The sequence below is a fragment of the Verrucomicrobiia bacterium genome, from assembly GCA_035577545.1.
Lineage (GTDB): Bacteria > Verrucomicrobiota > Verrucomicrobiia > Palsa-1439 > Palsa-1439 > Palsa-1439.
In genome coordinates this window covers 30,855-54,411 of record DATLVI010000031.1, presented here as the reverse complement: position 1 = coordinate 54,411, position 23,557 = coordinate 30,855, and the positions used below count along the sequence as shown (strand labels likewise).

Genomic DNA, 23,557 nt, shown 5'->3' with positions numbered 1-23,557 from the left:
GACCGCATGCTATTAGGTGGAACCCTACTGTGCGCGGCTGTGCCCTAGGGGTGCTGTTCTACTTTCAGGTCATCCTGGAAGCAGCGGACTACCTTCTTGACCTCCTGAAGCAGGATCGCGCCGTAAAGGATCCGGTCAACTCCCTTGGCAAAGGCCAGCGTCGGCGCGGCAACGAAATCACCGCGCCATACCAACGCTCCCGACTTTTCGCCGATGCGCATCGGCCAGATCTCGGACAGCGTCGCGGCGGCGTAGTATTTGCCGCTGACATAATACTGCGCGTCCAGGAGTTGGTAGTGGTCGCCTTGTGGCAATACATAGATGGCCCCAAGGCTTAGCGTCGCGTGGTGGTTGGCTGTGAACAGAGTCCAGTACAGCGTTGGTGTGAGCAACTCACCCTGCGGGTCGCCGAGCAGCCCGCTCTGTCGCAGCAATGTCGCAAACTGAAGGGCCACTGCCGGCTTCTCGCGCAACATCTCGCGCAGTTGTGTCGCGGGTGACACCGTCGCTCCATTGGCTTCGTAGGGTAATAGACCGTCAAATCCCTCCCGCTGAAACGCCACAGCGCGCGCCCGCAACAACTCACCCCAACAGGCGCCGATGTCTTGCGGATCAGGATTGCTCTTCGCACAGTTGGCCAGTTGTTGCGCCTCGGCTCGTGTTAAATTGAGATCGGATTTATCGGCAGTGGTGGCGAGGGTCTTGTCCAACAGCCAGTGGATAGCGCCCTGACTGGACTTCAGATTGAGGACTTGAAAGTCTGTGGCGGCGCACGGCGCGTGCACTGCCTGATACGCGAACACATTCAGCGCTTCGTGCGGCAATGGATCCCAGGTCAACAATCGCCGGACCGTCTCCTCCGCCGCCTCCGGTGCCACGAAACACGTCTGTGTGGAGAGTCCGTTGGGAGAGTTCATCAATGAACCGCGGGCGCCGAGAATGTCGCCGTCGATCACATGACGGAGATCGGTCGCCGGAAAATCACTGAACCGCTTCACATCTTCCAGTGGATCGGAGGCTTTGGCGACGATTGCCATGGCCAGCACTCCGCCCAGCAGACCCATCAGCGCGACTGCGCTGATGTTATATCGTCTTTTTGGGATCTTCGTCACGCGCTTAAAATGTACGCCAGAGCCGACAGTCGGTGCCATGGGGTGAAACCCTACCGTGTTTCATGCGACCACAACGTGGCGCTTATTCCATCGCGGCCAGTACGTCGTCGAGGGAGAGCGTGGCGAACGTGGTGGCGTAGTCGGACATCGCGTAGGGGATGATCAGATGATGGCCGCGCAGCAGGCTGCCGCAGGAATAGACGACATTCGGTACGTAGCCTTCGCGCTCGTTTTCGTTGGGTTTGATCAGCGGCTCGCGCAGCCGGCCGATGACCTTGGTCGGGTCGTCCCGGTCGAGCAGGAACGCGCCGATGCAATACTTTCGCATCGGCCCGACGCCGTGGCTGAGCACGAGCCAGCCGGCACTGGTTTCGATCGGGGAGCCGCAGTTGCCCATTTGGACGAATTCCCACGGAAACTTCGGCTTCAAGAGAAGTTGTGCGGTCTGCCAGAAATGCAAGTGATCGGAAAACATCATGTAGAGGTTTTCCGAATCCTGGCGCCCGAGCATGGCGTAGCGACCGTTGATCTTTCGCGGAAAGAGCGCCATGCCTTTGTTCTGCACCGCCGCACCGTTCAACGTGGTGAATTTGAAATGGAGAAAATCGGATGTCTCAATAAATTGCGGCAGGATCAATTTGCCATCATACGCGGTATAGGTGGCGTAATAAGTCTGCGTGCTGTCCTCATTGGTAAAGAGGACAAAGCGGGCGTCTTCGATCCCGTTGCTCTGCGACGGGGTGGTGGGAAACAGCACGCGTTCGGACAAGCGCGAATCCGTCGCAAATTGCACTTCGTAATTCGATTGGGCCAGTGTCAGGATTTTGCGCGCCGCGGATTGTCGTTCCTCGTCACGGGCCCGAAGATGTTTCACGGTCGCCAGGACGCTGTTGCGCAACTCTTCCAGCGTGAATGTATCGTTCAGGCCTTGGAGCGCCTGACGGCTGAAGTCGCCGGCCAGACCCAGTTCATGAAGCTTCCGATCGAACAACGCTTTCTCGTACGAGGCGTTGGGCATTTGCGCCGGTTCGAAGCAGTAACGCGTGGGGGCGTTGATGGTGATGTTGCCAACGGAATCCAGGAAGCCGGTGCGAAAAGTAATCGATGAAATGTGCCCTTCGCCGGTGGCCCGCAGGCTGAGAATGAATCGTAATGAGCCGGGTGGAAGATCCGACTGGTCGGGGTGCGGCACGATGGAGGGATTGAACAGGGCGGCGGCTTCCAGCGAATATTCGTGGCTGAAATACGCACCGAGCAACAATTTCCTTTCTTCAGACACATTCGCGCCAGCGGGCAACGAGGGCCGGACCCGTTCAAAGCGCCGCCGGAGGTACTCGTCGATTTTCACATGGCGCTCGCCAAACTCAGCCATCACTTCCTCCAACAGCGGGTGCACCGCATTTTCGGGAATCGCCATGATCTGCGCGCAAAGATTAACCGCCCGCCGGTCGTTCGTCAGAAGGAATGGGCGGAGTAACACCCGGGAACGATCCGGATTCAGGATAACATTGGTGCGTTGGACGTTGGTGGCCATCATAAACTGTTTGCGCCTAGGAGACCGGGTGATTGAAGGCGGTGACCGTGTTTTGCATGAGCCGCATTTCCGCGAGGGAGAGCAGGAAGGCCAGGCTGGACTCCGCGCCCTGGTTTTGGTTGACGCGATCCACGTGCAGCGCATCGCGGCAGCCGCCGGTGCTGGGGGAGTAGACTTCCAGGCCGAGATCATTCCAACCGAAAAACCAGTCGAAGGCGCGCTCAGCTTCGGTGTACCACCACGCGTCCGCTGTGGACCGATAGGCTTCAAGACAGGCGGACACCATGGCCTGCGCTTCGATGGGTTGTTGATCAAAGGTCGCGCGCGGCCCGCCATGCTGATAAAATCCGTTGCTGCCGATGGGACGGAAATCGCCGCTCTCCGCGGTTTGCACCTCTGCAAGCCAGCGCAACGTCTGGAGTCCGCGCTCAAACACCGGTTTTTGCCCCGTTGCTCTCCCGCTCACAATCAAAGCATGTGCGAGCTTGGCATTATCGTAGGAGAGCACGTCTTCAAACCATGGCCAGTCTGGCTGTGCCGCGCGGTCGAACAACTCGATGAGCTTTGTGATCAAGGTGTCACGGACCTGGCTGGCAGATCGGTCCCCGCTCAGACGTTGCAAGTACTCGTGAATCCCGAGGAGGCTGAAAGCCCAGGCACGCGGTGACGTGAACGCGGTCACCGCCGGTAGCGCCTCCGCGAAGATCTGCCCGGACATGACTTGAAAACTCCGATAGGGCGAGCGTCCCACGCCCATACCCAACGCCCAGAGCGCCCGGGCATGGGAATCCTCCGAACCTTGTTCATCAAGCCAGTGACGGTCGAAGCTCAGGTGGTTATGGAAACGCTTCGTCTTGGGGTCGAACGCGTGATGCAGAAAAGCCGCGTAGGTCGTGGCCATGGTGCGGATGCGCTCCGGCTCCTCTTCCATCTCATCCAGGAGAACCGCGAGAATGAAGGCGCGCGCGTTGTCGTCCGTGCAGTAGCCTTCGGAAAAATTCGGCACGGTGAAGATGGCATGCTGAAAAAGGCCGGTGGAATCGGTCATCCGCGCCAGATGATCCAGCTTCAACTCCGGCAGATCGCGCGGTTGCTGGTCGAGCGTCTTGGTGGCAAACGATTTTCGGGATAACACCGCGCGCTCCAGCCGCGCCAGTTCGAAGGAGCGCATGTAAAGCCGGGCCACGTTGCTCCAAACCATATCGCGACCGAGCTTGTAGGCATTCTTGCGCATCGTGTGCCGGCGGGTATCGTCGCGCAACAAACCGATCACCTCCCGCCCAATGGCCTTCGCGTCCCCGAACGGCACCAGCACGCCGCGATCTTCCGCGAGCAATTCAGTCGCGTGCCAGTAAGGAGTCGAGACGACCGCTTTGCCAGCGCCAAAGGTGTAGGCGAGCGTGCCCGACGTGATCTGCGCTTCGTTGAGGTAGGGCGTTATGTACAGGTCCGCCGCGCCGATGAACTCCTTGAGTTCATCGAGTTCCACAAACCGGTTGTAGAAGATGACGTTCTTCTGGACTTTGTTCCTTTTGGCCAGGCGTTCGAGGCTGAGACGATAGGCCTCGCCCTCTTCGCGTAATTCGTTCGGATGGGTGGCGCCCAGCACGATGTAAACCACGTTCGGGAACTCCGCCAGAATCTGCGGCAACGCGTTGAGCACATGCTCGATTCCCTTGTTCGGCGAAAGTAATCCAAACGTAAGTAAAACAACCCGCCCGGCGACGTCGAATTGGTCCTTGTAATAGTTCGGGTCGACAAAAGGGATATCGGGAATGCCATGCGGGATGAGATCGATCTTGGTTGGCGGCGCATGGTAAATCTCCTGCAACATCTGCCGTCCCCGATCAGCCATAACCAGCAGCCGCGTCGAGCGGGTAATCAATTCCTGCATCACGCGCCGCTGATCGGGGTTCGGCTCACGCAGTACCGTGTGAAGCGTCGTGACAACAGGCATTCTCAGCTCGCGCAGCAATGCCAACACATGACTGCCCGCCGGTCCGCCAAAAATTCCGAACTCGTGCTGCAAGCAGACGATGTCCACATTGCCAATATTGAGAAAGTCCGCCGCACGCTGGTAGGACGATAAATCCTGCTCCTCAATCTCGAAATGGACAACATCGGGGTATTCATAACCACTCTTCAGGTCATTGACCGGTACCGCAAAGCACTGCGTTTGTGGGTGCTCTGTGGCCACAGCGGTAAGCAGGTCGGTTGTGAACGTGGCGATGCCGCATTTTCGCGGCAGATAATTGCCGAGAAATGCGATTTTTCGAATCTGAGAGGGTTTGTCCACAAATTTGCCCGTGGGATTGTACACCAGGCACCGTCTCTCTTGTATACGGTAAAACCCTACCCTGGACGATTGGACGTACTCTTTGAAAATGAGGTCAACGCAGCCGTGGTGAAGAGACTGTGACAACCGAAAGCACGGTCACCGCAACTCACGGACAGGGACGGGAAAGGCCGCGCGGTCCAACCACTCGTCGATCATGTGATTGAACTCGTCCGGCTGCTCGAATGGGACGAGGTGACCCGCGTGCGCAACAATATTCAACTGACTGCCCGGAATCGTCTGGGCCAGCTTTTCCGATTCCGTCGGAGGAATGAGCGCGTCATCAGCGCCGGTGACGACCAGGGTCGGCACAGAAATCCGGGGCAACTCTGCCGTTGCATCCGGTCGCTCCACCATCCCCAGTAAGGCACCGATCACTCCCGCGGGTTTGGATGGCGCCATCAATCCACGCACCTGCTCCGCCATGGCCTGATCATGATTGTCCCCCGCGAGCATCCTGGGCGCCATCGCCTCGATAACAACCTCCACGCCCCTGGCCTGCACTTTCTCCGCCGTTGCGCGTCGTGCTGCGGCAGCTTCGGGGGTATCCTTGCCCGCCTTCGTGCTGACCAACACGAGGCCGCGGACCATCTCGGGGTATTGACGCAGGAAGGCGAACGAAACATAACCACCCATGGAGTGGCCGATCAGCACCACCGGTCCTGTCGTGAGTTGTTGGAGCAGTGCGTGAAGATCGTCGGCGTATTGCGCCATCGAGATCGCGCCAGTCCCGGCTTCGCTTTCGCCGAATCCGCGCAGATCGGGCGCGATGACCCGATAGGATGATCGGAGCGCGTCGATTTGCTTCTGCCAGGCACCCCGACTGAGAGGGAACCCATGCACGAAGAGCAACGGCACGCCACGCCCTTCGTCGGTGTAGTTCATGGCGATGCCGTTCACAATCATTCGCATGTGCGCTCCTGTACGAGGACAGCCAGCCGGTGTCCGGTTAGCACAACTCGCCGCCCGGAACAAGTGCCTGTTCGACTAGGCGTGCTTCTGATGCTTGGCTCGCTCTTCGTGCATCGCTTCCTTGCCAGCTTCGACGGCGGCGGCAATCTCCGCTTTCTTGCCGTCGATGTAGTCCCTGGCATCCCCGAGGGCATCCGTCGCTTTACCCTTGAGCTCCCGGCCCTTGGCGGCGATCAAATTTCGCGTTTCTTCACCCGAACGCGGTGCGTAGAGGAGGGCAATCCCCGCCCCGGCGAGCGCGCCGATAGCAAATACCGCCAGAAAACCCCCTACCGGATATGAATTGTTCTCAGTCATGATCTTGTTCCTTCTTTGTTTGGTTATGCTGATTTCGATGCAGTAGGACCTGCAAAAATGTTGTCACTCCGGTTCGGAACAGGTTCATGTTCCGAACCACCGAATGCACGGGCGGCTCAATCGCCGATCCGACCTCGTCCACGAGCCGGTCTACCCGCTCCGTCCACCGGTGCGCGGTCTGTACCATGCGACTCACTTCGTCCAATTCCTCAGTGGCCCGCTTTGAGAGCTCCGTCACACTTCGCACCATCTTATGGCTGTCCTCCACGAGAACCTGAAGCTTTTCATTCAATTCCGCGTGGGTAATCACCAGTTGCTCCAACTTACGCTGCACCTGGAAAACGACGGGAATCAGGCAGACAACCAGGACAACGAAAGCAAGCGAGGCAACGAACAAAGCCACCTGTAACGCAGCCGACATTTATGTCACCCCTTCCCCTCACGCCCCGACAGATTATCGAGGTCATTCACTGGAGAGGTCGCCTTTGCATTCATCATCGCCAGCAATGTTACGGTCTGTATTGGTCCGCGGCTATGGGGCAAAACCCTACCAACCAGAATCCTTGGTAGGGTTTTGCCGTATGGACTGATTCGAGCGAATGTCACACGGTGAGTACGAAAGATCGAAGGTCTGGTTGTGGGCGCGAAGATTTGCATTCCAATGAAACGGACGTTGACCAAATGAGTGCCGGCCAAGTCTGGCGAGTTGGCCCAAACTGCGACCCATGAATTGGGCTCCCCTGAATCTTACCGTCCGAGTCGGTTGCCATCTTGCCTATGAAACCTCGGCGCCGACCCCGGCGTTTTTCGTACTGAAGCCGCGGCTCGAAGGCAAAGTTCTCGTGTACCAGGAGAAACTCTCGTTCGGGATCGGTCTCCCGTCCTATGAATTCCAGGATTCTCATGGCAACATTATCTATCGCTCGATGCTCATGCCGGGGCGCAACGATATTCGTCATGATGCCCTGGTCGCTGTTTCTTCCCTGCCCGACAACCGCGAGGGACCCGTCGATGTCGTGCCGGTGGCGGAATTGCCCACGGAGTTATTGCGCTACACATTACCCAGCCGCTATTGCGACTCCGACAAACTGCTGAATTTCGCCTGGAACCTTTTTGGGCCGATCCCTCATGGCCTCCCGCGGGTGCAAGCCATCTGCGACTGGATCCACACCCACATCGAATACCGCTTCGGTTCCGGACGCACTGACCTTTCGGCTACAGAGGTGATCGAACGGCGTTACGGCGTCTGTCGCGACTTCGCGCATGTGGCCATCGCGCTGTGCCGTGCCTTTAACTTGCCCGCCCGTTACGTGACGGGACACCTGCCCGACATCGCGCATGTCGATCCGGGCGTCCCGATGGATTTCCATGGCTATTGTGAAGTTTACCTGGGGCAGGAGTGGTTCACGTTTGATCCGCGCTACAACGTCCCGCGCATTGGACGCGTCAAGGTTGCCCACGGGTTGGATGCCGTGGATGGCGCGTTTGGGACCATTTACGGCGAGGCCAGACTCACCTTTTTTGAAATCTGGGCCTATCAAGTGAATCCCGAAGAAGTTTCCGTTGGTGACCCTGTTGATTTATCCAAACGCCTCGATGGCACCCCGACGATCCGGTTTGACTGACAGAACTGACGCCGCGTCTGTTTTTCTTTGTCATTTGCCATCACCCTCTCCAGTCGGTGAGATATTTTCTACTGAAATGCCCCCATCTCTATGGGACAGGAACTGTAATGGTATTGGAGTCCATGGTGACCGCGCCCGTCTGGGCTAGCGCTCGGCCTTCCAGCGTTGCGCCGGTTGTCAGCGTGATGGATTGATTCGCCATGATGGTCCCCTTGAACACGGAGGTCGTTCCCAGGGTCGCGGAAGTGCCGACCTGCCAAAAGATGTTGGCCGCCTTCGCCCCGCCGCTCAGGATCACCTGGCGACCTGCGGTGGTAGTCAGGGTGGACGCCATTTGGAAGATGAACACCGCATTCGCGTCGCCCTGGGCATCCAGCGTGAGATCTCCGGACGAGATCTCCAGCGAGGAGGTCGATGTATAGAGGCCCGGCGTGAGTGTTTGCCCACCGAGATTGCCGGCAACCGTGATCGCCCCGACGGTTCGTCCTGCCGCGTCGTTAAACGCGGTGGTCAAATCGAGTTGAGCGGTGGCCGCTGGGCCGGGCGTGACGTTGTAGATCGTCCCGTTCACTATTCCCGGTCCGGCATCCACTGTAAAGAATCCAGTCACCGCAGTGCCGGGGCTCACTCCAAGATTGCCATTCACCGTGGTAGTACCGAGGCTGGTGACCGTGGAACCACCCAGGACCGCGAACGTGGTCGCTGCTCCCATGGCGACGGGCGCTTGCCCGGCCGGTGTGGCAGCTGTGCTAAAACTCCAGTTAAAATCAGCGGCCAGCGCATTGCCGGCTAGATCCTTGGCTCCCGTGGTGAGCGTGGCTATATAGACGGTGTTGGAGTCAAGGCTGCTGGCCGGTGTAAAGGTCGCAATCTTGCTCGGGACATCATAGCCGACGGTTCCTGTTACGGCGGTCGCCCCCGGTCCTGTCAGCAACAAGGTGGCGGTGTTGATCGTCAACGGGTCCATCGCCTCACTGAGAGTGACGTTGATGGTCTGGTTGATCGCCACATCCGTGGCCCCATTGGTGGGGACGGTGGCACTAACGGTGGGTGCGGTCGTGTCCGGGGTCGTGCCAGTGGTAAAGCTCCAATTAAAATTAACTGTCAGCGGATTGCCCGCCAGGTCCTTCGCCCCGGCGGTAATCTGCGCCGTATAGGTGGTGCTGGGTGCAAGATTACTGGTGGGATTGAAGGTCGCGGTTACCCCGACGTAGGTCACCGTGCCATCCAGACGTGTTAGCCCTTGCTTCAGGGTAAAGGTGGCGGTGGTGATCGTGAGAGGATTCATCGCCTCACTAAAGACGGCGGCGATGTTCCCGCCGATGGCCACACCGGTGGCCGCATTTGTAGGGACTGTGGAACTCACGGTCGGTGCGGTGGTGTCCGGGGTTGCACCGGTGGTAAAGCTCCAGCTAAAGCCTGCGGCCAGCGCATTGCCGGCAAGGTCCTTGGCTCCGGTGGTAATCATGGCCGTATAGGTGGTGCCGGTTGCAAGAGTGCTGGTGGGATTAAAGGTCGCAGTTACCCCGACGTAGGTCACCGCGCCGGCCACAGGCGTGGCCCCTTGTTTCAGGGTAAAGGTGTTGGTGGTGATCGTTGAGGGATCCATCGCTTCACTGAAGGTGGCGGCGATGTTCCCGCCGACTGCCACACCCGTGGCTGCATTCGCGGGAATTGTGGAACTCACGGTCGGTGCGGTGGTGTCCAGGGTCGTGCCGGTGGTAAAACTCCAGCTAAAGCCTGCGGCCAGCGCGTTGCCGGTCAGGTCCTTGGCCCCGGTGGTAATCGTGGCTGTATAGATGGTGCTGGCTGCGAGAGTGCTTGTGGGATTAAAGGTCGCGGTTACCCCGACGTAGGTCACCGTGCCGGCCACAGGCGTTGCGCCTTGCTTCAGGGTAAAGGTGGCGGTGGTGATTGTCAGGGGATTCATCGCCTCACTGAAGAAAGCGGCAATGTTCCCGCCGATGGCTACACCGGTAGCGGCATTGGCCGGGAACGTGGAACTCACGGTGGGAGCGATGTCTGCCGGAATCGCCAATCCGATGGTATTGGAGTCCATGGTGACCGCGCCAATTCGTGCCAAGGCTCGGCCTTCCAACGTTGCGCCGGTTGTCAGAGAGATGGATTGATCCGCCATGATGGTTCCCTTGAAGGAGGAGCCCGTTCCCAGAGTCGCGGAACTGCCGACCTGCCAAAAAACGTTGGCTGCCTTCGCGCCGCCGCTCAGGATCACCTGGCGACCCGATGTCGTGGTCAGGGTGGACGCCATCTGGAAAATGAAAACCGCATTCGCATCGCCCTGGGCGTCAAGCGTGAGATCCCCGGAGGAGATCTCCAGCGAGGAGGTCGATTTATAGAGCCCCGGCGTGAGAGTTTGCCCACCGAGATTGCCGGCAACCGTAATCGCACCGACAGTTCGTCCCTTGGCATCGTTAAACGCGGTGGTCAAGTCGCCCTGGGCGGTGGCCGCGGGTCCGGGAGTGACGTTGAATATGGTCCCGATGACCGAGCCGGGTGGAAATCCAACCACCGCAGTGCCGGGACTCACTCCGAGATCGCCATCAACCGTCGTACTACCGGTGCTGGTAACTGTGGAGCCTGCCAGAACCACAAAGGAATTTGCCGATCGAAGGGCAACCGACGCCTGACCATCCAGGGGGAGGCCCACTCCTCCACTTCCGCCGCCGACTGTCAGGACGACGTGTCCGGTAATATCTGTCAGTGCCACCGCGTGGATATCGAGCACATCCGGCGCACCCGGAGGCAGAGAGGTCAGATTCAGGTTGCCCGCACTATCACTGGTATTCGTTTGAACAGCGTTTCCGTTAATCGTAAGCACATAAGCCGTGTTTGGGGTCAAACCTGAAGCTGTCAATCGAAACTGGGCGAAGGTCGCGGAGGCCTTGATCTGAAGCAGCCCGGCTGCGGCGGGAATTAACCCGGCGTTATCCATAAGACGTTTGACCAGGTACTGCAGTTTCCCTGTATTGGTCAGATCCACCTGCAGAACTGTCTGCGTACTGCCGTTGACAATATCCAGTTCACGGATGTTTCTGAGCGGGTTCAGCGCATCCGGGAGAGGATGCTGGTTGGCACTGGGGTTTCCCGTGGCCTTTTTCACATACGTGATCTTAAAGGCGCCTTTCGAATCCGTGGTGAACTCCGCCACGCTCGTTGAGTTGGTGTCATCGCCGAGGAAGGCGGCCAGCTCATACGTCGTGCTGGGATCCAGGTTTGCCAGCGAAATCTTCAGTTGTTGGTTGCTGGCGTTCCCCTGACGGGTCAGTTTGCCGGTAACGTTGCCGCTGGCATCGGGATCGACGCCGGTGTTCGTCATGGCCGACGAAAAATTGAAGTGGAGAATGCTCGTCCCGCTCTGCTTGGCGAGCGCATCAGTGCGCGGGAACATCACGGCAGCCGCAAGGGCAAGGCCCATTATGATTTGCTTCGTTCCGCTCACTACCAACGCCATTGGATAAACTGCTTTCATGTACTCTTCTCCTTCTACTGCTGTTTCATTTCTGCCATCAACTGCGGACAGAATATGGGGTGGGCTAATTCTTTACTACGGGGTGTTCACCCTAGGGTGGTTACCCCAGATGGGATGACTGGAGGTCGCTTCCGAAATCGCGACGGAGCGGATGAGCCGTCGAAAAGGTAGGGTTTTACCCCATAGCCGGCTGGAAGGAATTGTAAGAGGGTGTCTGTGGAATTGTGACGCACGAAGTCGCACGTTGTCATGAAGAAAAAGTTAAACAAATTGTCGCGGGCATATGCGACAGCCTTGCGAAAGCATTTGAAGCAAGGCCCGCGGGCCAGCCTGGCACCGGCTCGGGAGTTGGGACGCCGGGCGGCCGCCATCGGGCTGGAGACGCTGGACGTGGCCAAGGTTCACGAGACAGCACTCGCCGCACTGGAAGCCTCCAGTAGTCAGGATGGGATTATCAAACGGGCAGAGCTGTTTTTTGCCGAGGCCATCACGCCCATCGAGAAGACGCATCGCGCCGAGATCAAGGCCGGCGCCCACCTGAACCAACTTCACACGACGCTCGGCCAGCGCACGGCGGATTTGGCGGTCTCCCACCGGTCCTTGAAACAAGGAATCGCCCAGCGCAAGATCGCGGAGCAAGCCCTCAAGGAAAGCGGCGGCCATTACGCCCGGCTGTTGAAGGAATCCCGGCTCCTCCAGAAACGGTTGCGGCATCTGACGCACCAGCTTCTCCAGACCCAGGAAGACAAGCGAAAGAAGATCAGCCGCGAGCTGCACGATGAAATCGCCCAGACGTTGTTGGGCATCAATGTCCGGCTGTTGACGCTCAAACAGGAAGCCACGATCAATACCAAAGGCTTCAAAAAAGAAATTGCCAGCACGCAACGGTTGGTGGGAAAATCGGCTAAAACCATAAGTCGGTTCGCCCGTGGATACGGCAAACAACATGGCCCGTAAGCACAACGGAATAGCGCGCCGCTATGCGGCGGCGCTGGGAAAACACCTGAAGCAAGGCCCGCAGTCGGCCTTGCAGCCGGCACGGAGATTGGGCCGGCAGGCGATGTTTACCGGGCTGGAGACATTGGATCTCGCCCGGATTCACGAGCGGGCGTTGGTCGCCCTCGTGTTGCCGAGCTACTCCCCCGGCACCCGTGACACGATGGTCCGGCGGGCCGGGGCGTTCTTTGCCGAGGTCATCACCCCCATCGAGAAGACGCATCGGACCGCGCGCGAGGCCAATCTCCGCTTGACCCAAATGATCGGGAGGTTGCACCGGCGCAGCGCGGACCTGAAGATCTCGAACCGGCGGTTGAAAAAGGAAGTCGTGCAGCGCAGATTGGTGGAGGAATCCCTCCGCAACAGCGAGCGGCACTACAGTAAACTGCTGGAGCAGTCGCAGGTATTGCAGGAACAATTGCGGCATTTGTCCCGCCAGCTTCTATTGGCGCAGGAGGAAGAACGCAAACGGATCAGCCGCGAGCTACACGACGAAATCGCCCAGACGTTGACCAGCATCAATGTCCGTTTGGCGGCGCTCAAGATCGCGGCCACGGTGAACACCAAGGATCTCCAGGAGAAAATCTCCAGCACGCAACGGATGGTCGAAAAGTCGGTGGACATCGTGCATCGGTTTGCGCGGGAACTGCGCCCGACGGTGTTGGACGACCTGGGGTTGATACCCGCGCTGCATACGTTTGTAAAAAGCTTCTCAAAACGGTCGCGCGTCCACGTGCGCCTAACGGTGTATGCCGCGGTGGAGCAATTGGACAGCGTCAAGCGCACGGTCCTGTATCGCGTCGTCCAGGAGGCGCTGACGAATGTCGCCCGCCATGCGCACGCCAGCCGGGTGGACGTCAGCATTCACAAACTTCAGCGGGCCGTGGGCGTGACCATCAAAGACGACGGCAAATCCTTCCAGGTGAGTCGTATGTTGGACGCCAGGAAAAACAAGCGCCTGGGATTGCTTGGCATGCGGGAGCGCGTGGAGATGGTCGGGGGCAGCTTTCACGTGGAATCCGCACCCGGCAAAGGTACTACTATCCGGGCGCAGATTCCGTTCACCAATGGCCGCGCGGGGGGGGGGGGCGGAAAACTCGCTAATGAAGTCTCTGCCCGAACCAAAGTTTAGGTGACTATGAAACGCATCACTGTCCTATTGGCAGAAGATCACATGGTCGTTCGCGAGGGGTTTCGGAAGTTGTTGGAGGGCGAGAACGATCTTGAGGTGGTTGGCGAAGCGCAAACCGGTCGCCAGGCGGTGGAACTGACCCGGAAGCTTCGTCCGGCGGTGGTCGTGATGGACATCGCGATGCCGCTCCTCAATGGATTGGAAGCCACGCGGCAGATCCGCAAGGCCATTCCGGACACCAAGGTGATCATGCTCTCCGCCCACAGCGATGACGCGTACGTCGACCAGGCAATCGCGATCGGGGCGGTGGGTTTTCTGCTCAAACAAACCTCTTCCCACAATCTGGCCGTGGCGATTCGGGAAGTGCAAAAGGGAAACACCTTCTTCAGTGCTTCCATTTCCAAGCGGTTGCACAATCAAAAAGTGCCCGCGAATGGGAAAGCCTTGCGGAAAAAAGTTGCCAGCCTGAGTTCGCGCGAGTTGGAGGTGCTCCAGTTGATTGCCGAAGGCAAGGCCAACAAAGAGACCGCGGCGGAACTCGGCATCAGCATCAAGACGGTCGAAAAGCATCGGCAGAATCTCATGGCCAAGCTCAACATCCACGAGATCTCCGGCCTCACCCGCTACGCCATCGGCGCGGGAATCATCGAGAGCAGTGTCCAGTTGACAATTCACTAGGCCGGTCCCGCGCGGGCTGGACTTTACGGTATCTACCGTACGGTGAACACCCCATAGCGCCCCTCCCAGCACCGGGCGTATTGTTTCTCCAGTAATAAAAACCAATTCGGAAGACCGTGTCCTAGAGTGTGAAGGCGCGCTGCTGACGGGTGTCGCAGCGCTCAAGTGGAGGGAAAGGGGAAGCAGAGAAGTGAACAACACCGCCGAAGTCGAAGTCAAGCGACCGAAGTCACCCGCGGCCATGCGGGTATCCGAGATCCGTTACCGCCGTCTGTTTGAGGCAGCTCGAGACGGCATTCTCATTCTCGACCCCGCTACACGAAAAATCATCGATGCCAATCCGTTCATGTCGGAGTTGTTAGGTTACCCGCATGAGGAATTGCTGGGCAAGGAACTCTGGGAAATCGGCCTGCTCAAGGATGAAGAAGTTAGTCGGGCGGCATTTCGAGAGTTGCAGGAGAAACAGTTTATTCGCTACGAGGATCTGCCGCTTCAGACCAAAGCGGGCCTGCGCCGGGAAGTGGAGTTTGTCAGCAATATCTACGAGGAAGACGGACAAGATGTCATTCAATGCAACATCCGCGACATCACCGACCGCAAAGGCGCGGAAAACGCATTGCACCAGGCCAAAGACCAACTGGCCGATCAAACCGCCAACCAAACCGCCAAACTGGAAGGGCTGGTGGTGGAGCGCACGGCCAAACTTCAGGAAACGATCGGTGAATTGCAGGCCTTCTCCTACAGTGTCTCGCACGACATGCGCGCGCCATTGCGGTCGATGCAAGGCTTCGCTCAAGTCCTCCTGGACGACTATGGCAGCAAACTGGATGAACGGGGAGTCGATCTTCTTCAGCGCGTGATGCGTTCAGCCCTCCGTCTCGACCGTTTGATTCAGGATGTCTTGAGCTACTCCAAGGTCCTCCATGCGCCAGGCCTGATGGTGCCGGTGGATTTGGACGGGCTCGTGCGCGACATCATCGCGACGTACCCGAATGGACACAAAACGGAGATTCACATTCAAGGAAAGCTGCCGGCGGTCCTGGGGAACGAAGCGTTCTTGACGCAGTGTTTTTCGAATTTGTTGGGTAACGCCTCGAAATTTATCGCGCCGGGAACCATCCCAAACATCGAGATTGGCGCGGAAGACCGTGAACAATCCATGGTCCGCGTGTGGATCCAGGACAACGGGATTGGCATCGCCGCCGAAAACCACGAACGCATTTTCCGAATGTTCGAGCGGATCAACCTGGCCGCCGAATATGAAGGTACGGGCGTGGGACTCACCATTGTACGTAAAGCGGCCGAGCGCATGGGCGCGCAACTCGGATTCGAGTCGGACCTGGGCAAGGGAAGTAGATTTTGGATTCAGCTCCAGAAAGCGTCAGACCCGTGACAAGAACCATCTTATTGGTGGAAGACGACGAGAACGACATGTTCTTCTTGCAACGAGCCATGAAGAATGCGGGCGTGCCGAATCCCATTCAGATCGCGAGCGATGGCCAGCAGGCCATCGACTATTTCCAGGGCACCGGCAAGTTTGCGAATCGGGAGGAATTTCCGCTGCCGTACCTGGTGCTGCTGGATTTGAAGTTGCCCCGCGTGATGGGGCTGGACGTCCTGAAATGGATTCGCCAACAGCCCGAGGTGGCGGCGATTGTGATCATCCTCAGTTCCTCCAAAGAGGAAGCGGACGTCGCTACCGCCTATCGGCTGGGAGCCAACGGGTATCTGGTCAAGCCGGCCGAGGCGAGCCAGCTCAATGACATGGCCAAATCGATCAAGGACTTCTGGCTGTCACAAAACACGCCCCCGCCGGAAGCTTGTTAGGGAAGTGTCCAGTTGACGATCCGCGAGCCCCGGTCCCGCACGTGGAAGTTGTCTTCCTGAAATCCTCGGTGGGGTGAACACCCCATATCGTGCGCAGGGCCTCCCATCTTATCCTCCCAGCGTGAAAGCCAATTACAAATGATAGAGGATCATCAAATCGTCAAACAACTGCACGGGATTGCGGCCAGGTTAACCAGCGATCTCGACCTGCAGAAGGACCTGATTCAGGAGATGTTCATCCACCTTGTGCAGGCGGAGGCAGAGCGGCCGGGGCAGACACTGAGTTGGTATCTCCAGGGTTGCCACTTTCGCGCCCGCGGCTACCTCGACCGCGGCCGCAGCATTAATTCGATCAAGCGCAGCAATAACCTCGTGCCGCTGGATCAGGGGGACGATGATGGCGACGGCGGTCTCGGTGCCTGGCTGGAAACACCCGATCCAATCGATCTGCGCAGCGAATTAATCACACGGGACATCGTTGACCTGCTGGTTCCGCGATTGACCGCGATGCAGCAGCAGATTCTGTTTCTTCTGATGCATGACTTCGGCGTGTGTGAGGTGGCGCGGGAATTGCGGGTCAGCCATCCCGCGATTGTTAGACACCGCAAGGAGATCGCCCGGACCGCGTCCGCTCTTCTCGCGGATTCCGCCGGCATCGGTTCCCGAAACGCTTCCAACGCCGTCCGTTGGTTCGCACAGCGTAGCCCAGACCCGGTCCTGCCGGAAGGCGGGAATTGTTGGTGATGGCGCAACGAACACAAAGACCAGATCCTCTTGCTGATATCATCCAATCTCAGCGAGAAGAGATTAGAACGTACAAGTGGATCGAAAGCGAGAAAGCCGGCCGCGACATCGGCTGGGAGTGCGCCGCTCATGAATGGTCGCACCGGCATTTTCCTGAGTGGAAACGCCACGTCTGGAATCGGGCCATACAGGACGCAATGCAAGTGAAAGAGGGGGGGTAGCCTCCCGGGAGCTTGCGCGCGCTACCGGCGCCCCTCAAAAAGGCGTTCCACACGCCGACCTCACAACACTGACGCCGGTACGCAAGCAAGAAGAGAAGGAGGCCGGTTTGAAAGCGGACCGGCCTCTTCTTCGTTTTCGACGCAACGCACAGGGTGTTGGTTCACGCCGTCGCCGTGCCCAGAGATTGCCGGGATTCAGGATCCCCGATGGGGCAAACACCCCATAGCGCCGGCACGACCGCAAACCTACTATCAAGCCATGCAACAAGGAATTTTTGAAATCAACAAGGAGGATGATGTGTCCATTGCCCGTCGAGAAACCGAGATTTCCGTACTAATCGGCCATGAGCCACCGGAAACCAGCGCAACAGCAGTGATTGCGTTGCACCCCGATATCGAAGTGTTAACAATGCGCTCTTACTGCAACCGTGACGGCGTCGTGCTCCTGTTGGCGACGACGAATGCGGTCAAAACCACGCGGGTCCTTAAGGCCGCCGGGTTCCAATGTCAGATCAACCCCGTCATCTTGATAGGCCCAATCAATCGCTCGGGCTGGGTAGATCAGATTGGTGTCGAGCTCGCCAACGCGGGAATTGAAGTTCTCTATTCTTATACTTCGCAAAGGGATTGTGACCGTCATTATCTGGTTTTCAGAACATCCGACGACGACCGCGCGATTGAGGTGCTGACCACCGGTCCGGCATTCCAGCCGTTGGCCTGCAACGATTCCCAGCGAGACCAGGAAATGGCAACCGCTGAATGATTCAGTGCGGAGATTGGCCGCCATTGCCCAGCGTGTTGCATGAGTTCGGTAGAGTGCACATCATTGAATCAGGACACTGCTGCGTCAGGCTGGAGTTTGACGCGGGGATGCAGGGCTTGGACGATCTGGTCGCGGGTTTCGATGAGGGTGGCAGTGACATGGGTGGCGCCAGCAGCCAGGAGGGCTTCGCGGTCGTTATGAACTTTCTCGAGCAATCCCCAATGGCCCGCCACGATGGTCAGTTCGGGGAGTCGGGCGCGCAGCAGCTTACTTACGTGGCGGCTGGCCGACAATCCGCCAGGCGGAATAAAACCAACGCAGAATAACGCCGGACTTTTCTGTTCCACCTCCTGCAGGATTTCGGGCAAGCGCTTACCGGCGGGGCTGATTTCCACCTCATAGCGCGTCGGATCGAGCAGTTGTTGAAGCATCAATAGCGCAATGGCGTCAGCTTCGTCATGAGCGGGCCAGGCCAGGATGCGGATTTTGTTGACACTTACAGTGCTGGCGGCGGTGTTGATCAACGACGTTGGGTGGGTGGATGGAAGGCCAATTCTTTCGATGATCTCACGTGTGGACCTGTAAATGAACTCTTGTTCGTCATCCGTCAGGACGCCCAGGCGGCTGTCCCGTTTGGCGTAATGCAGGGCGGGAATCAACACTTCGTCGAAGACGTGCCCGACCGGATGAGTCCGCAACTGTTCTTCCACAATCGCCTCGGCCTCGTCTTGATCCATCGTCAACAAATGCTGGTAATAGCTTACGGAGGTCTGCATGACCGGCTCGTCACCGAGGAGCACGGCGATGAATTCGAGTTGCGGGACGTACTTCGCGACGACGGCCAGGCATGCAGTCAACGGCGTTGCCAACAGCAGTCCGACGGGGCCCCACAGCCAGGTCCAAAATGCGATCGCGATCAGCATGGCGAGCTTGGAGGTGCCGGCGCTTTGACTGAACAGCATCGGCTCAATGACCAACGCCGCGATAGGCTCGAGCACGGCAAACAGCGCGATCACGGACAACGGTTGCCACCAGTTTGAGGAGGTGGCGAGGCTGACTGCGAACGGAAGGATCGCCGCAATCCAGATTCCGATGTAGGGAACGAACCGCAGGAAAATGATCAAAAATCCCCACAATAGCGCGTAAGGTACTCCCAGCAGAAACAGCCCCAGGCCAATCACCACGCCCAGGCAGGCGTTGACGATGAATTGGGCGAAGAGATAACGGCTAACTCGTTGGCCGGCTTCATCGAGCGCTTGAGTCGCCAGGCTCAGTCGTCCGTAGCCGAGCAGGCGAATGGCGCGGTTGCGCAACTCGTCACGTTCCAAGAGCATGAAAATCACCAGGGTGGCGACCAACAAGATGTAGAACAGCGATTCCAGCAGCGGCTGAATCATCGGCGAGAATTGCCATATCCCAGAGGAAAACCTGCCGCCCTGCACCGCGACCAGGACTGGCTGGCGAGCTTGCTCAGTCGACGGCGCGTTGGTGGTCACGTCGCCGATTAATTGCTCGAACTCAATGCGGACTTTATCCAGCGTCGTTCCCTGGCCCACTTGCAAATCCTCGATCCGTTTTTTGATGTTGCCCTGGTAGCTGGGTAGATTCTTGGCGATTTCCTTCACCTGGACGGAGATGGCCCAACCGATGACGCCAATCAAAGAAAATGTTATTATCGCCAGTAGCGCGACCGAGACCGCCCGCCCCAGGCCGAGGCGTTGAAGCGCGCTGTCCGCGGGGCTTAGTAGAAAAGTCAGCAACATCGCCAGCGCCACCGGTATCAGGACCGGGCGCGCCCAGTATATCGAGGCGACGATCAACACCAGCGCGCCCGACATGACCAGCGGCGATAATTTCAGAGATTTGGGTGGCACAGAGCGCGGTTCCTTGCGCTAGGCGGCCTTCACTGCTTCCTCATGGATGATCCTGACCACCAATGGTGGTCTCATTCTCAATGGTGATCTTGGTCGTCGTGACGATCCTGATCATGATGCTCATTTTCCTCATGTTCTTCATGGCGGGATTCGCCCCGATCGTGATCGTGGTCTCGCCAGATAAAGCATCCCGTAAGCAATGCAGAGAGTGTGCCCAATAAGACCGCCAATTTCAAAGCTGACCATTTCAAATTATTGTTCATGCAAGAAAAGTACGTGGGATGGCAGCGGAATGATATGGGGTGTTGACCGTAGCTCCGGAGGCTGGTCGCGGCTGGTTCAGTGAACGCACCGGTGGGGTGAACACCCCATAGCGCCTGCAGGACTTCCCGGCTTATCGTGGGGGCATGCAAGCCAATCACAAGAAGAGGGCATTGACGTTTGGCAGTCTCATCGAGACCGTTTACAGCGTCTGCGGGAATCGCAGAGCCAGAGGAATCATCCGGCTCGCCGTTAATGCCCACGTCGTTGTGTTCCAAAAACAACAACGCGCTTTTGATTTATTGGACAGAAGGATGACTCTATGAATGGAACCAAACGTTTGGCAGGAAAAGTCGGATTCGTTTTGTGCGTCGCGCTTTTCGCGACATTGACGGGGCGCGTCACTTGCGCCGCCGAGATATCGGTGGGAGTGACGATTCACAGCGAAAGCGATTTTTATGAGCCGCTCGCCCCGCAAGGGGAATGGGTGGTGGTCGGATCCTACGGACGCTGTTGGAGGCCGTCCCGGGTGGAGGTTGGATGGCGCCCGTACTGCAATGGCAGTTGGGAGCGCACCGATGCCGGCTGGTACTGGGTCAGCGACGAGCCCTGGGGCTGGGCCACCTACCACTATGGGCGCTGGGATATGGACGCGGAATTCGGCTGGTTTTGGGTGCCGCAGACGGTCTGGGCTCCGGCGTGGGTCTCCTGGCATGAGGGGGGTGGCTACATTGGTTGGGCGCCGTTGTCCCCGTCCGGAAGAGTCGAGGTGAACATCATCTCGCCACGGGTTGTCTTTGTCGAGGAACGACGGTTTCTGGAGCCGATCCGCCCAACAACGGTGATTGTGAATAACACCACCATCATTAACAAGACCGTGATCAACAAGGGCCCCGATACTGTCATCATCGAAAAGGCAAGCGGACGAAAGATTCAAGCGGCGCCTGTTCGCGAACTGCGCACCAAAGAGGAAGCGAAGGTCGCCGTTAAGCATCCGACGCCAACATCGACCACCGAGAAAGCAGCCCCGACGCCAGTTCGCAATCAGGCTGAACCGGCTGAAAAGAAAGTAGTCCCTGCACAAGAGCCGCATCGGGCTGAGAAGCCAGCCACAACGACGGCCGAACCACAGCCGCCGGTAACGAAGAAGGAAGTCCACCCAGCCGACAAGCCGATCCCGGTTGCGAAGCCCGCCGAGGAGAATCGCGTGCGGCCGGAAAAGGCGAGTGAGACCGGGAGCGAAAAGGCCAAAGCCCCTCCCGCTGGCCCGGAAGCCAAGCCGGCGACCAAGCCCGAGACGAAACATGAGACCAAACCTGACGGGAAGGTTGAGTCCAAGCCCGCGACCGATCGGCCCGCAGCGACCAAGGAACCAACCGAGCAGAAGCCCGGGAAAGACGACGAAAAGAAGGATTAGAGGACCAAGAGAATAAGAGGTCGTCGTGAGCCGTTGCAGTAAACGTAGCATCCTCAGCCACTGGCACTCAACCATATCCGGGACGGCCGCGTGTCTTTCCTGTTGGTCGGCCGTCCCGGCCGCTACTGCGCAAAACTCCGAGTCCCCGTTCCTGATGGCCTCCTTATCGATTTCCACAATTCCGGTGGAGTCCGTACGGAGCAACGTCAGCGAACGGACCCATCGTGTGGCCCTTCCCGAATGTGAGCCCCAGTCGATGCTGGCGCCCCAGCGCAAGCCGACGGACATCGAGGCGTGGGAGCGTTTTGAAGCAGAATACAGCCCGCCGCAAAAATCCTCGTCATCCGTCAAACGCCAGATCCAGGCCGCCAAATACGGTCTCGACACGGCGGTGTTTGCCGTCGATCGCTTCGTCAAGAGCGTCGAGAACCAGGCTGATTTCAGCTTTGATCAGGGCGGCCTGCGCCACACGCGGGCAACTTCTTCTGGAGTGTTACTGAACAACGTGCGCGTGAAGCTCGACCTTGACACGGGACAAGGCAGTAAGCCGTATGTGGGTGTGCGGATCATCATCCCGTTTGGCCACTGACGTGCCGTGAGTGTCTGACAATCAATGGTAAAAACAGACCCGGGCCGTTGCTCCCTACTTGATGATTGGCCATAAGCTGCGCCAAGAGCGGTCTCTCTTAAGATGGGGTGAACACCCTATCGCAGTTGACCGCTGCCCGACTTATCTTTGGTGTAGTGAAACCTCTCGAGGCAACAATAAAGGAAAATATGAATAAGAGACTCATTGTACTCACCTTCGCCATCAGCAGTGTGCTGGGGCTGGTCGGCTGTTATGTAGAGCGCCCTCACGAATACTCGCGCGGCCCCGCCGTCGGCGTTTCGTATTCGTATGTGTATTACCCGGATGCGGAAGTGTATTTCGAACCCCACCGGCATGTCTATTATTGGTCGGATGGCGGTTCGTGGCGTTCGGGTGCGCGCGTGCCGCAGAACTTCGTGTTGCGTTCTCACGTGACGGTCAATCTCGATTCGCCTGAGCCGTACCGGCACCATGATGAAGTGAGGGCGAAATATCCGCATCAGAAGCAAGAAGAACGGCACGAGCAGAAACATCCGGATCACGACGAGCATTAGCCGGCATGAGGGCAGAAAAGCGTAACGAAACAATTGGATCGCTGTTGGGCGGCGCCGTACCGCACCCCCGGCAGCGAATCCAATTCCAAACGCAGCCCAACTCAAACCCACCTCCGCCGAAGCTGGCATATGACGACTGACCTTTGGGACAAACACGGGCACGCCGTGGCGTACGTCGACGGTGACAAAGAGTCCATCTATATGCAAGATGGCACACCGGCGGGGTGGCTCTCGGGGAATGGGATCTATGCCTATGGCGGGAAATTTCTGGGATGGTTGTATGAGGGGTGGATCTTCGGGCGGGATGGGAAGTGTGTGCTTTTTACAGAAAGGGCGCAACCCGGGGCTGTGAGGCCGTTCCGCCAACCTGCCACTGACCGTGGTGATCAAGGTGCGTGCCCATCTCGCGCGACACGGGACGCTGCTTGCCGTCGGCCGGGGCGTTCTCCCTTGTGGTCATCAATGGACGCCCTGTCGTTTTTCGATCTTTAGAGACAATTGCTACAGGCGATAATCCGCTACCGCCCCGGCGATCCACAGTAGGGTTTCACCCCATGGCAAACATCTGGCGCACGACTATAGTCTGAAGTCCTGGCAAACTATTAGCCGTAGAAAAAGAAAGGGACCATATGTCAAAAATATCTCCAAACAGGAGCAGGACCTTCAACGCGTTGGGATTGATCCTTTATCTCGGGGCGTTGCCATTACTCGTTGGTGTGATTGGCTGCGCCAGCGGCCGCTACACGCAAAGCACCGGCGAACGGATTGATGACCGCGCCACATCTTCTCATGTGAGCGCAGCACTGGCGGACAGCCATCAACGCAAGTATTTCGAGGGAGTGAATGTGGAGACATTCAAGGACGTTGTCCAGTTAAGCGGATTTGTGAACACAAGAGATCTGAAAAGCAGGGCCGGGGACATCGCCAGAGATGCAGCGGGCGGGCGAGAAGTCCGCAATAATATCACTGTTAAAGAGTGATTGATTTACGACCCGGCGAAACGAGAGCGCTTTGCCGTTGAGCGTGTCAACGCGGGATTGAAGCCGTGGGAGCACGACGCTGGTTGAACACCTCGAAGCCGATGATCGGGTCGGTTACGGGCATTGAGGGCAGTCGGTGGGATTAAGGCTGAGGCG

Annotated in this window: 21 protein-coding genes; 12 read left to right on the top strand and 9 right to left on the bottom strand. The window is 58.2% G+C overall.

Features of this window, described 5'->3' with window-relative positions; genetic code table 11:
* Positions 1-44: 44 nt before the first annotated feature.
* The 6 genes from VNL17_10650 to VNL17_10625 all read right to left on the bottom strand — a co-directional run bounded on the left by VNL17_10650 (position 45) and on the right by VNL17_10625 (position 6,671).
* Positions 45-1,151 (bottom strand): hypothetical protein, encoded by a 1,107-nt coding sequence (locus tag VNL17_10650; protein ID HXI84534.1) that lies wholly within the window; start codon positions 1,149-1,151, stop codon positions 45-47.
* A gap of 43 nt (positions 1,152-1,194) precedes the next feature.
* The gene (locus VNL17_10645) at positions 1,195-2,649 is read right to left on the bottom strand and encodes a glycoside hydrolase family 130 protein (GenBank protein ID HXI84533.1); all 1,455 of its coding nucleotides are present in this window, start codon (positions 2,647-2,649) and stop codon (positions 1,195-1,197) included.
* 13 nt (positions 2,650-2,662) lie between these two features.
* Entirely contained in the window at positions 2,663-4,966 is a 2,304-nt protein-coding gene (locus VNL17_10640) for a glycosyltransferase family 4 protein (protein ID HXI84532.1), read from the bottom strand.
* Positions 4,967-5,080: 114 nt separating this feature from the next.
* Positions 5,081-5,893, bottom strand: a complete 813-nt coding sequence (locus VNL17_10635) for an alpha/beta hydrolase (GenBank protein HXI84531.1) — start codon at positions 5,891-5,893, stop codon at positions 5,081-5,083.
* A gap of 75 nt (positions 5,894-5,968) precedes the next feature.
* Positions 5,969-6,250 carry a YtxH domain-containing protein gene (locus VNL17_10630; protein ID HXI84530.1) on the bottom strand — a complete coding sequence of 94 codons (282 nt, stop codon included), beginning with the start codon at positions 6,248-6,250 and terminating at the stop codon, positions 5,969-5,971.
* Positions 6,243-6,671 (bottom strand): DUF948 domain-containing protein, encoded by a 429-nt coding sequence (locus VNL17_10625; GenBank protein HXI84529.1) that lies wholly within the window; start codon positions 6,669-6,671, stop codon positions 6,243-6,245. The genes VNL17_10630 and VNL17_10625 overlap by 8 nt, the downstream gene beginning before the upstream one ends.
* Before the next feature lie 304 nt (positions 6,672-6,975).
* Between VNL17_10625 and VNL17_10620 the strand changes: the two genes are divergently transcribed.
* Positions 6,976-7,875: a transglutaminase family protein gene (locus VNL17_10620; GenBank protein HXI84528.1), complete on the top strand. Its 900-nt coding sequence runs from the start codon at positions 6,976-6,978 to the stop codon at positions 7,873-7,875.
* A gap of 88 nt (positions 7,876-7,963) precedes the next feature.
* Here VNL17_10620 and VNL17_10615 read toward each other — a convergent pair whose 3' ends face one another.
* Positions 7,964-11,365, bottom strand: a complete 3,402-nt coding sequence (locus VNL17_10615) for an ice-binding family protein (GenBank protein ID HXI84527.1) — start codon at positions 11,363-11,365, stop codon at positions 7,964-7,966.
* A 249-nt stretch (positions 11,366-11,614) separates the two neighbouring features.
* Between VNL17_10615 and VNL17_10610 the strand changes: the two genes are divergently transcribed.
* From VNL17_10610 to VNL17_10580, 7 genes are all read left to right on the top strand, one after another.
* Positions 11,615-12,322 (top strand): histidine kinase, encoded by a 708-nt coding sequence (locus VNL17_10610; protein HXI84526.1) that lies wholly within the window; start codon positions 11,615-11,617, stop codon positions 12,320-12,322.
* Complete coding sequence (locus VNL17_10605) at positions 12,312-13,493, top strand: sensor histidine kinase (protein ID HXI84525.1); 1,182 nt, start codon at positions 12,312-12,314, stop codon at positions 13,491-13,493. The genes VNL17_10610 and VNL17_10605 overlap by 11 nt, the downstream gene beginning before the upstream one ends.
* Positions 13,494-13,499: 6 nt before the next feature.
* Complete coding sequence (locus VNL17_10600) at positions 13,500-14,171, top strand: response regulator transcription factor (GenBank protein HXI84524.1); 672 nt, start codon at positions 13,500-13,502, stop codon at positions 14,169-14,171.
* 190 nt (positions 14,172-14,361) lie between these two features.
* A complete protein-coding gene (locus VNL17_10595; GenBank protein HXI84523.1) occupies positions 14,362-15,564 on the top strand; it encodes an ATP-binding protein in 1,203 nt (400 codons plus the stop codon).
* The gene (locus tag VNL17_10590; GenBank protein HXI84522.1) at positions 15,561-15,998 is read left to right on the top strand and encodes a response regulator; all 438 of its coding nucleotides are present in this window, start codon (positions 15,561-15,563) and stop codon (positions 15,996-15,998) included. Before VNL17_10595 ends, VNL17_10590 begins: the two co-directional genes overlap by 4 nt.
* A gap of 138 nt (positions 15,999-16,136) precedes the next feature.
* Positions 16,137-16,742 (top strand): hypothetical protein, encoded by a 606-nt coding sequence (locus VNL17_10585; protein HXI84521.1) that lies wholly within the window; start codon positions 16,137-16,139, stop codon positions 16,740-16,742.
* Between the two features lie 480 nt (positions 16,743-17,222).
* The gene (locus tag VNL17_10580; protein HXI84520.1) at positions 17,223-17,726 is read left to right on the top strand and encodes a hypothetical protein; all 504 of its coding nucleotides are present in this window, start codon (positions 17,223-17,225) and stop codon (positions 17,724-17,726) included.
* Between the two features lie 68 nt (positions 17,727-17,794).
* Here VNL17_10580 and VNL17_10575 read toward each other — a convergent pair whose 3' ends face one another.
* Positions 17,795-19,600, bottom strand: coding sequence for an AI-2E family transporter (locus VNL17_10575; GenBank protein ID HXI84519.1), 1,806 nt, complete (start codon positions 19,598-19,600; stop codon positions 17,795-17,797).
* 583 nt (positions 19,601-20,183) lie between these two features.
* On the opposite strand from VNL17_10575, the gene VNL17_10570 reads away from it, so the two are divergent.
* The 3 genes from VNL17_10570 (at position 20,184) to VNL17_10560 (ending at position 22,421) form a co-directional block, all read left to right on the top strand.
* Positions 20,184-21,278: a DUF6600 domain-containing protein gene (locus VNL17_10570; GenBank protein ID HXI84518.1), complete on the top strand. Its 1,095-nt coding sequence runs from the start codon at positions 20,184-20,186 to the stop codon at positions 21,276-21,278.
* A 25-nt stretch (positions 21,279-21,303) separates the two neighbouring features.
* Entirely contained in the window at positions 21,304-21,867 is a 564-nt protein-coding gene (locus VNL17_10565; protein HXI84517.1) for a hypothetical protein, read from the top strand.
* Positions 21,868-22,055: 188 nt separating this feature from the next.
* Entirely contained in the window at positions 22,056-22,421 is a 366-nt protein-coding gene (locus VNL17_10560) for a hypothetical protein (protein HXI84516.1), read from the top strand.
* Between the two features lie 322 nt (positions 22,422-22,743).
* On the opposite strand, the gene VNL17_10555 is transcribed toward VNL17_10560, so the two are convergent.
* The gene (locus tag VNL17_10555) at positions 22,744-22,881 is read right to left on the bottom strand and encodes a hypothetical protein (GenBank protein ID HXI84515.1); all 138 of its coding nucleotides are present in this window, start codon (positions 22,879-22,881) and stop codon (positions 22,744-22,746) included.
* 169 nt (positions 22,882-23,050) lie between these two features.
* Here VNL17_10555 and VNL17_10550 point away from each other — a divergent pair, with 169 nt between their 5' ends.
* Positions 23,051-23,401: a BON domain-containing protein gene (locus VNL17_10550; protein ID HXI84514.1), complete on the top strand. Its 351-nt coding sequence runs from the start codon at positions 23,051-23,053 to the stop codon at positions 23,399-23,401.
* The last annotated feature ends 156 nt before the right edge of the window (positions 23,402-23,557 follow it).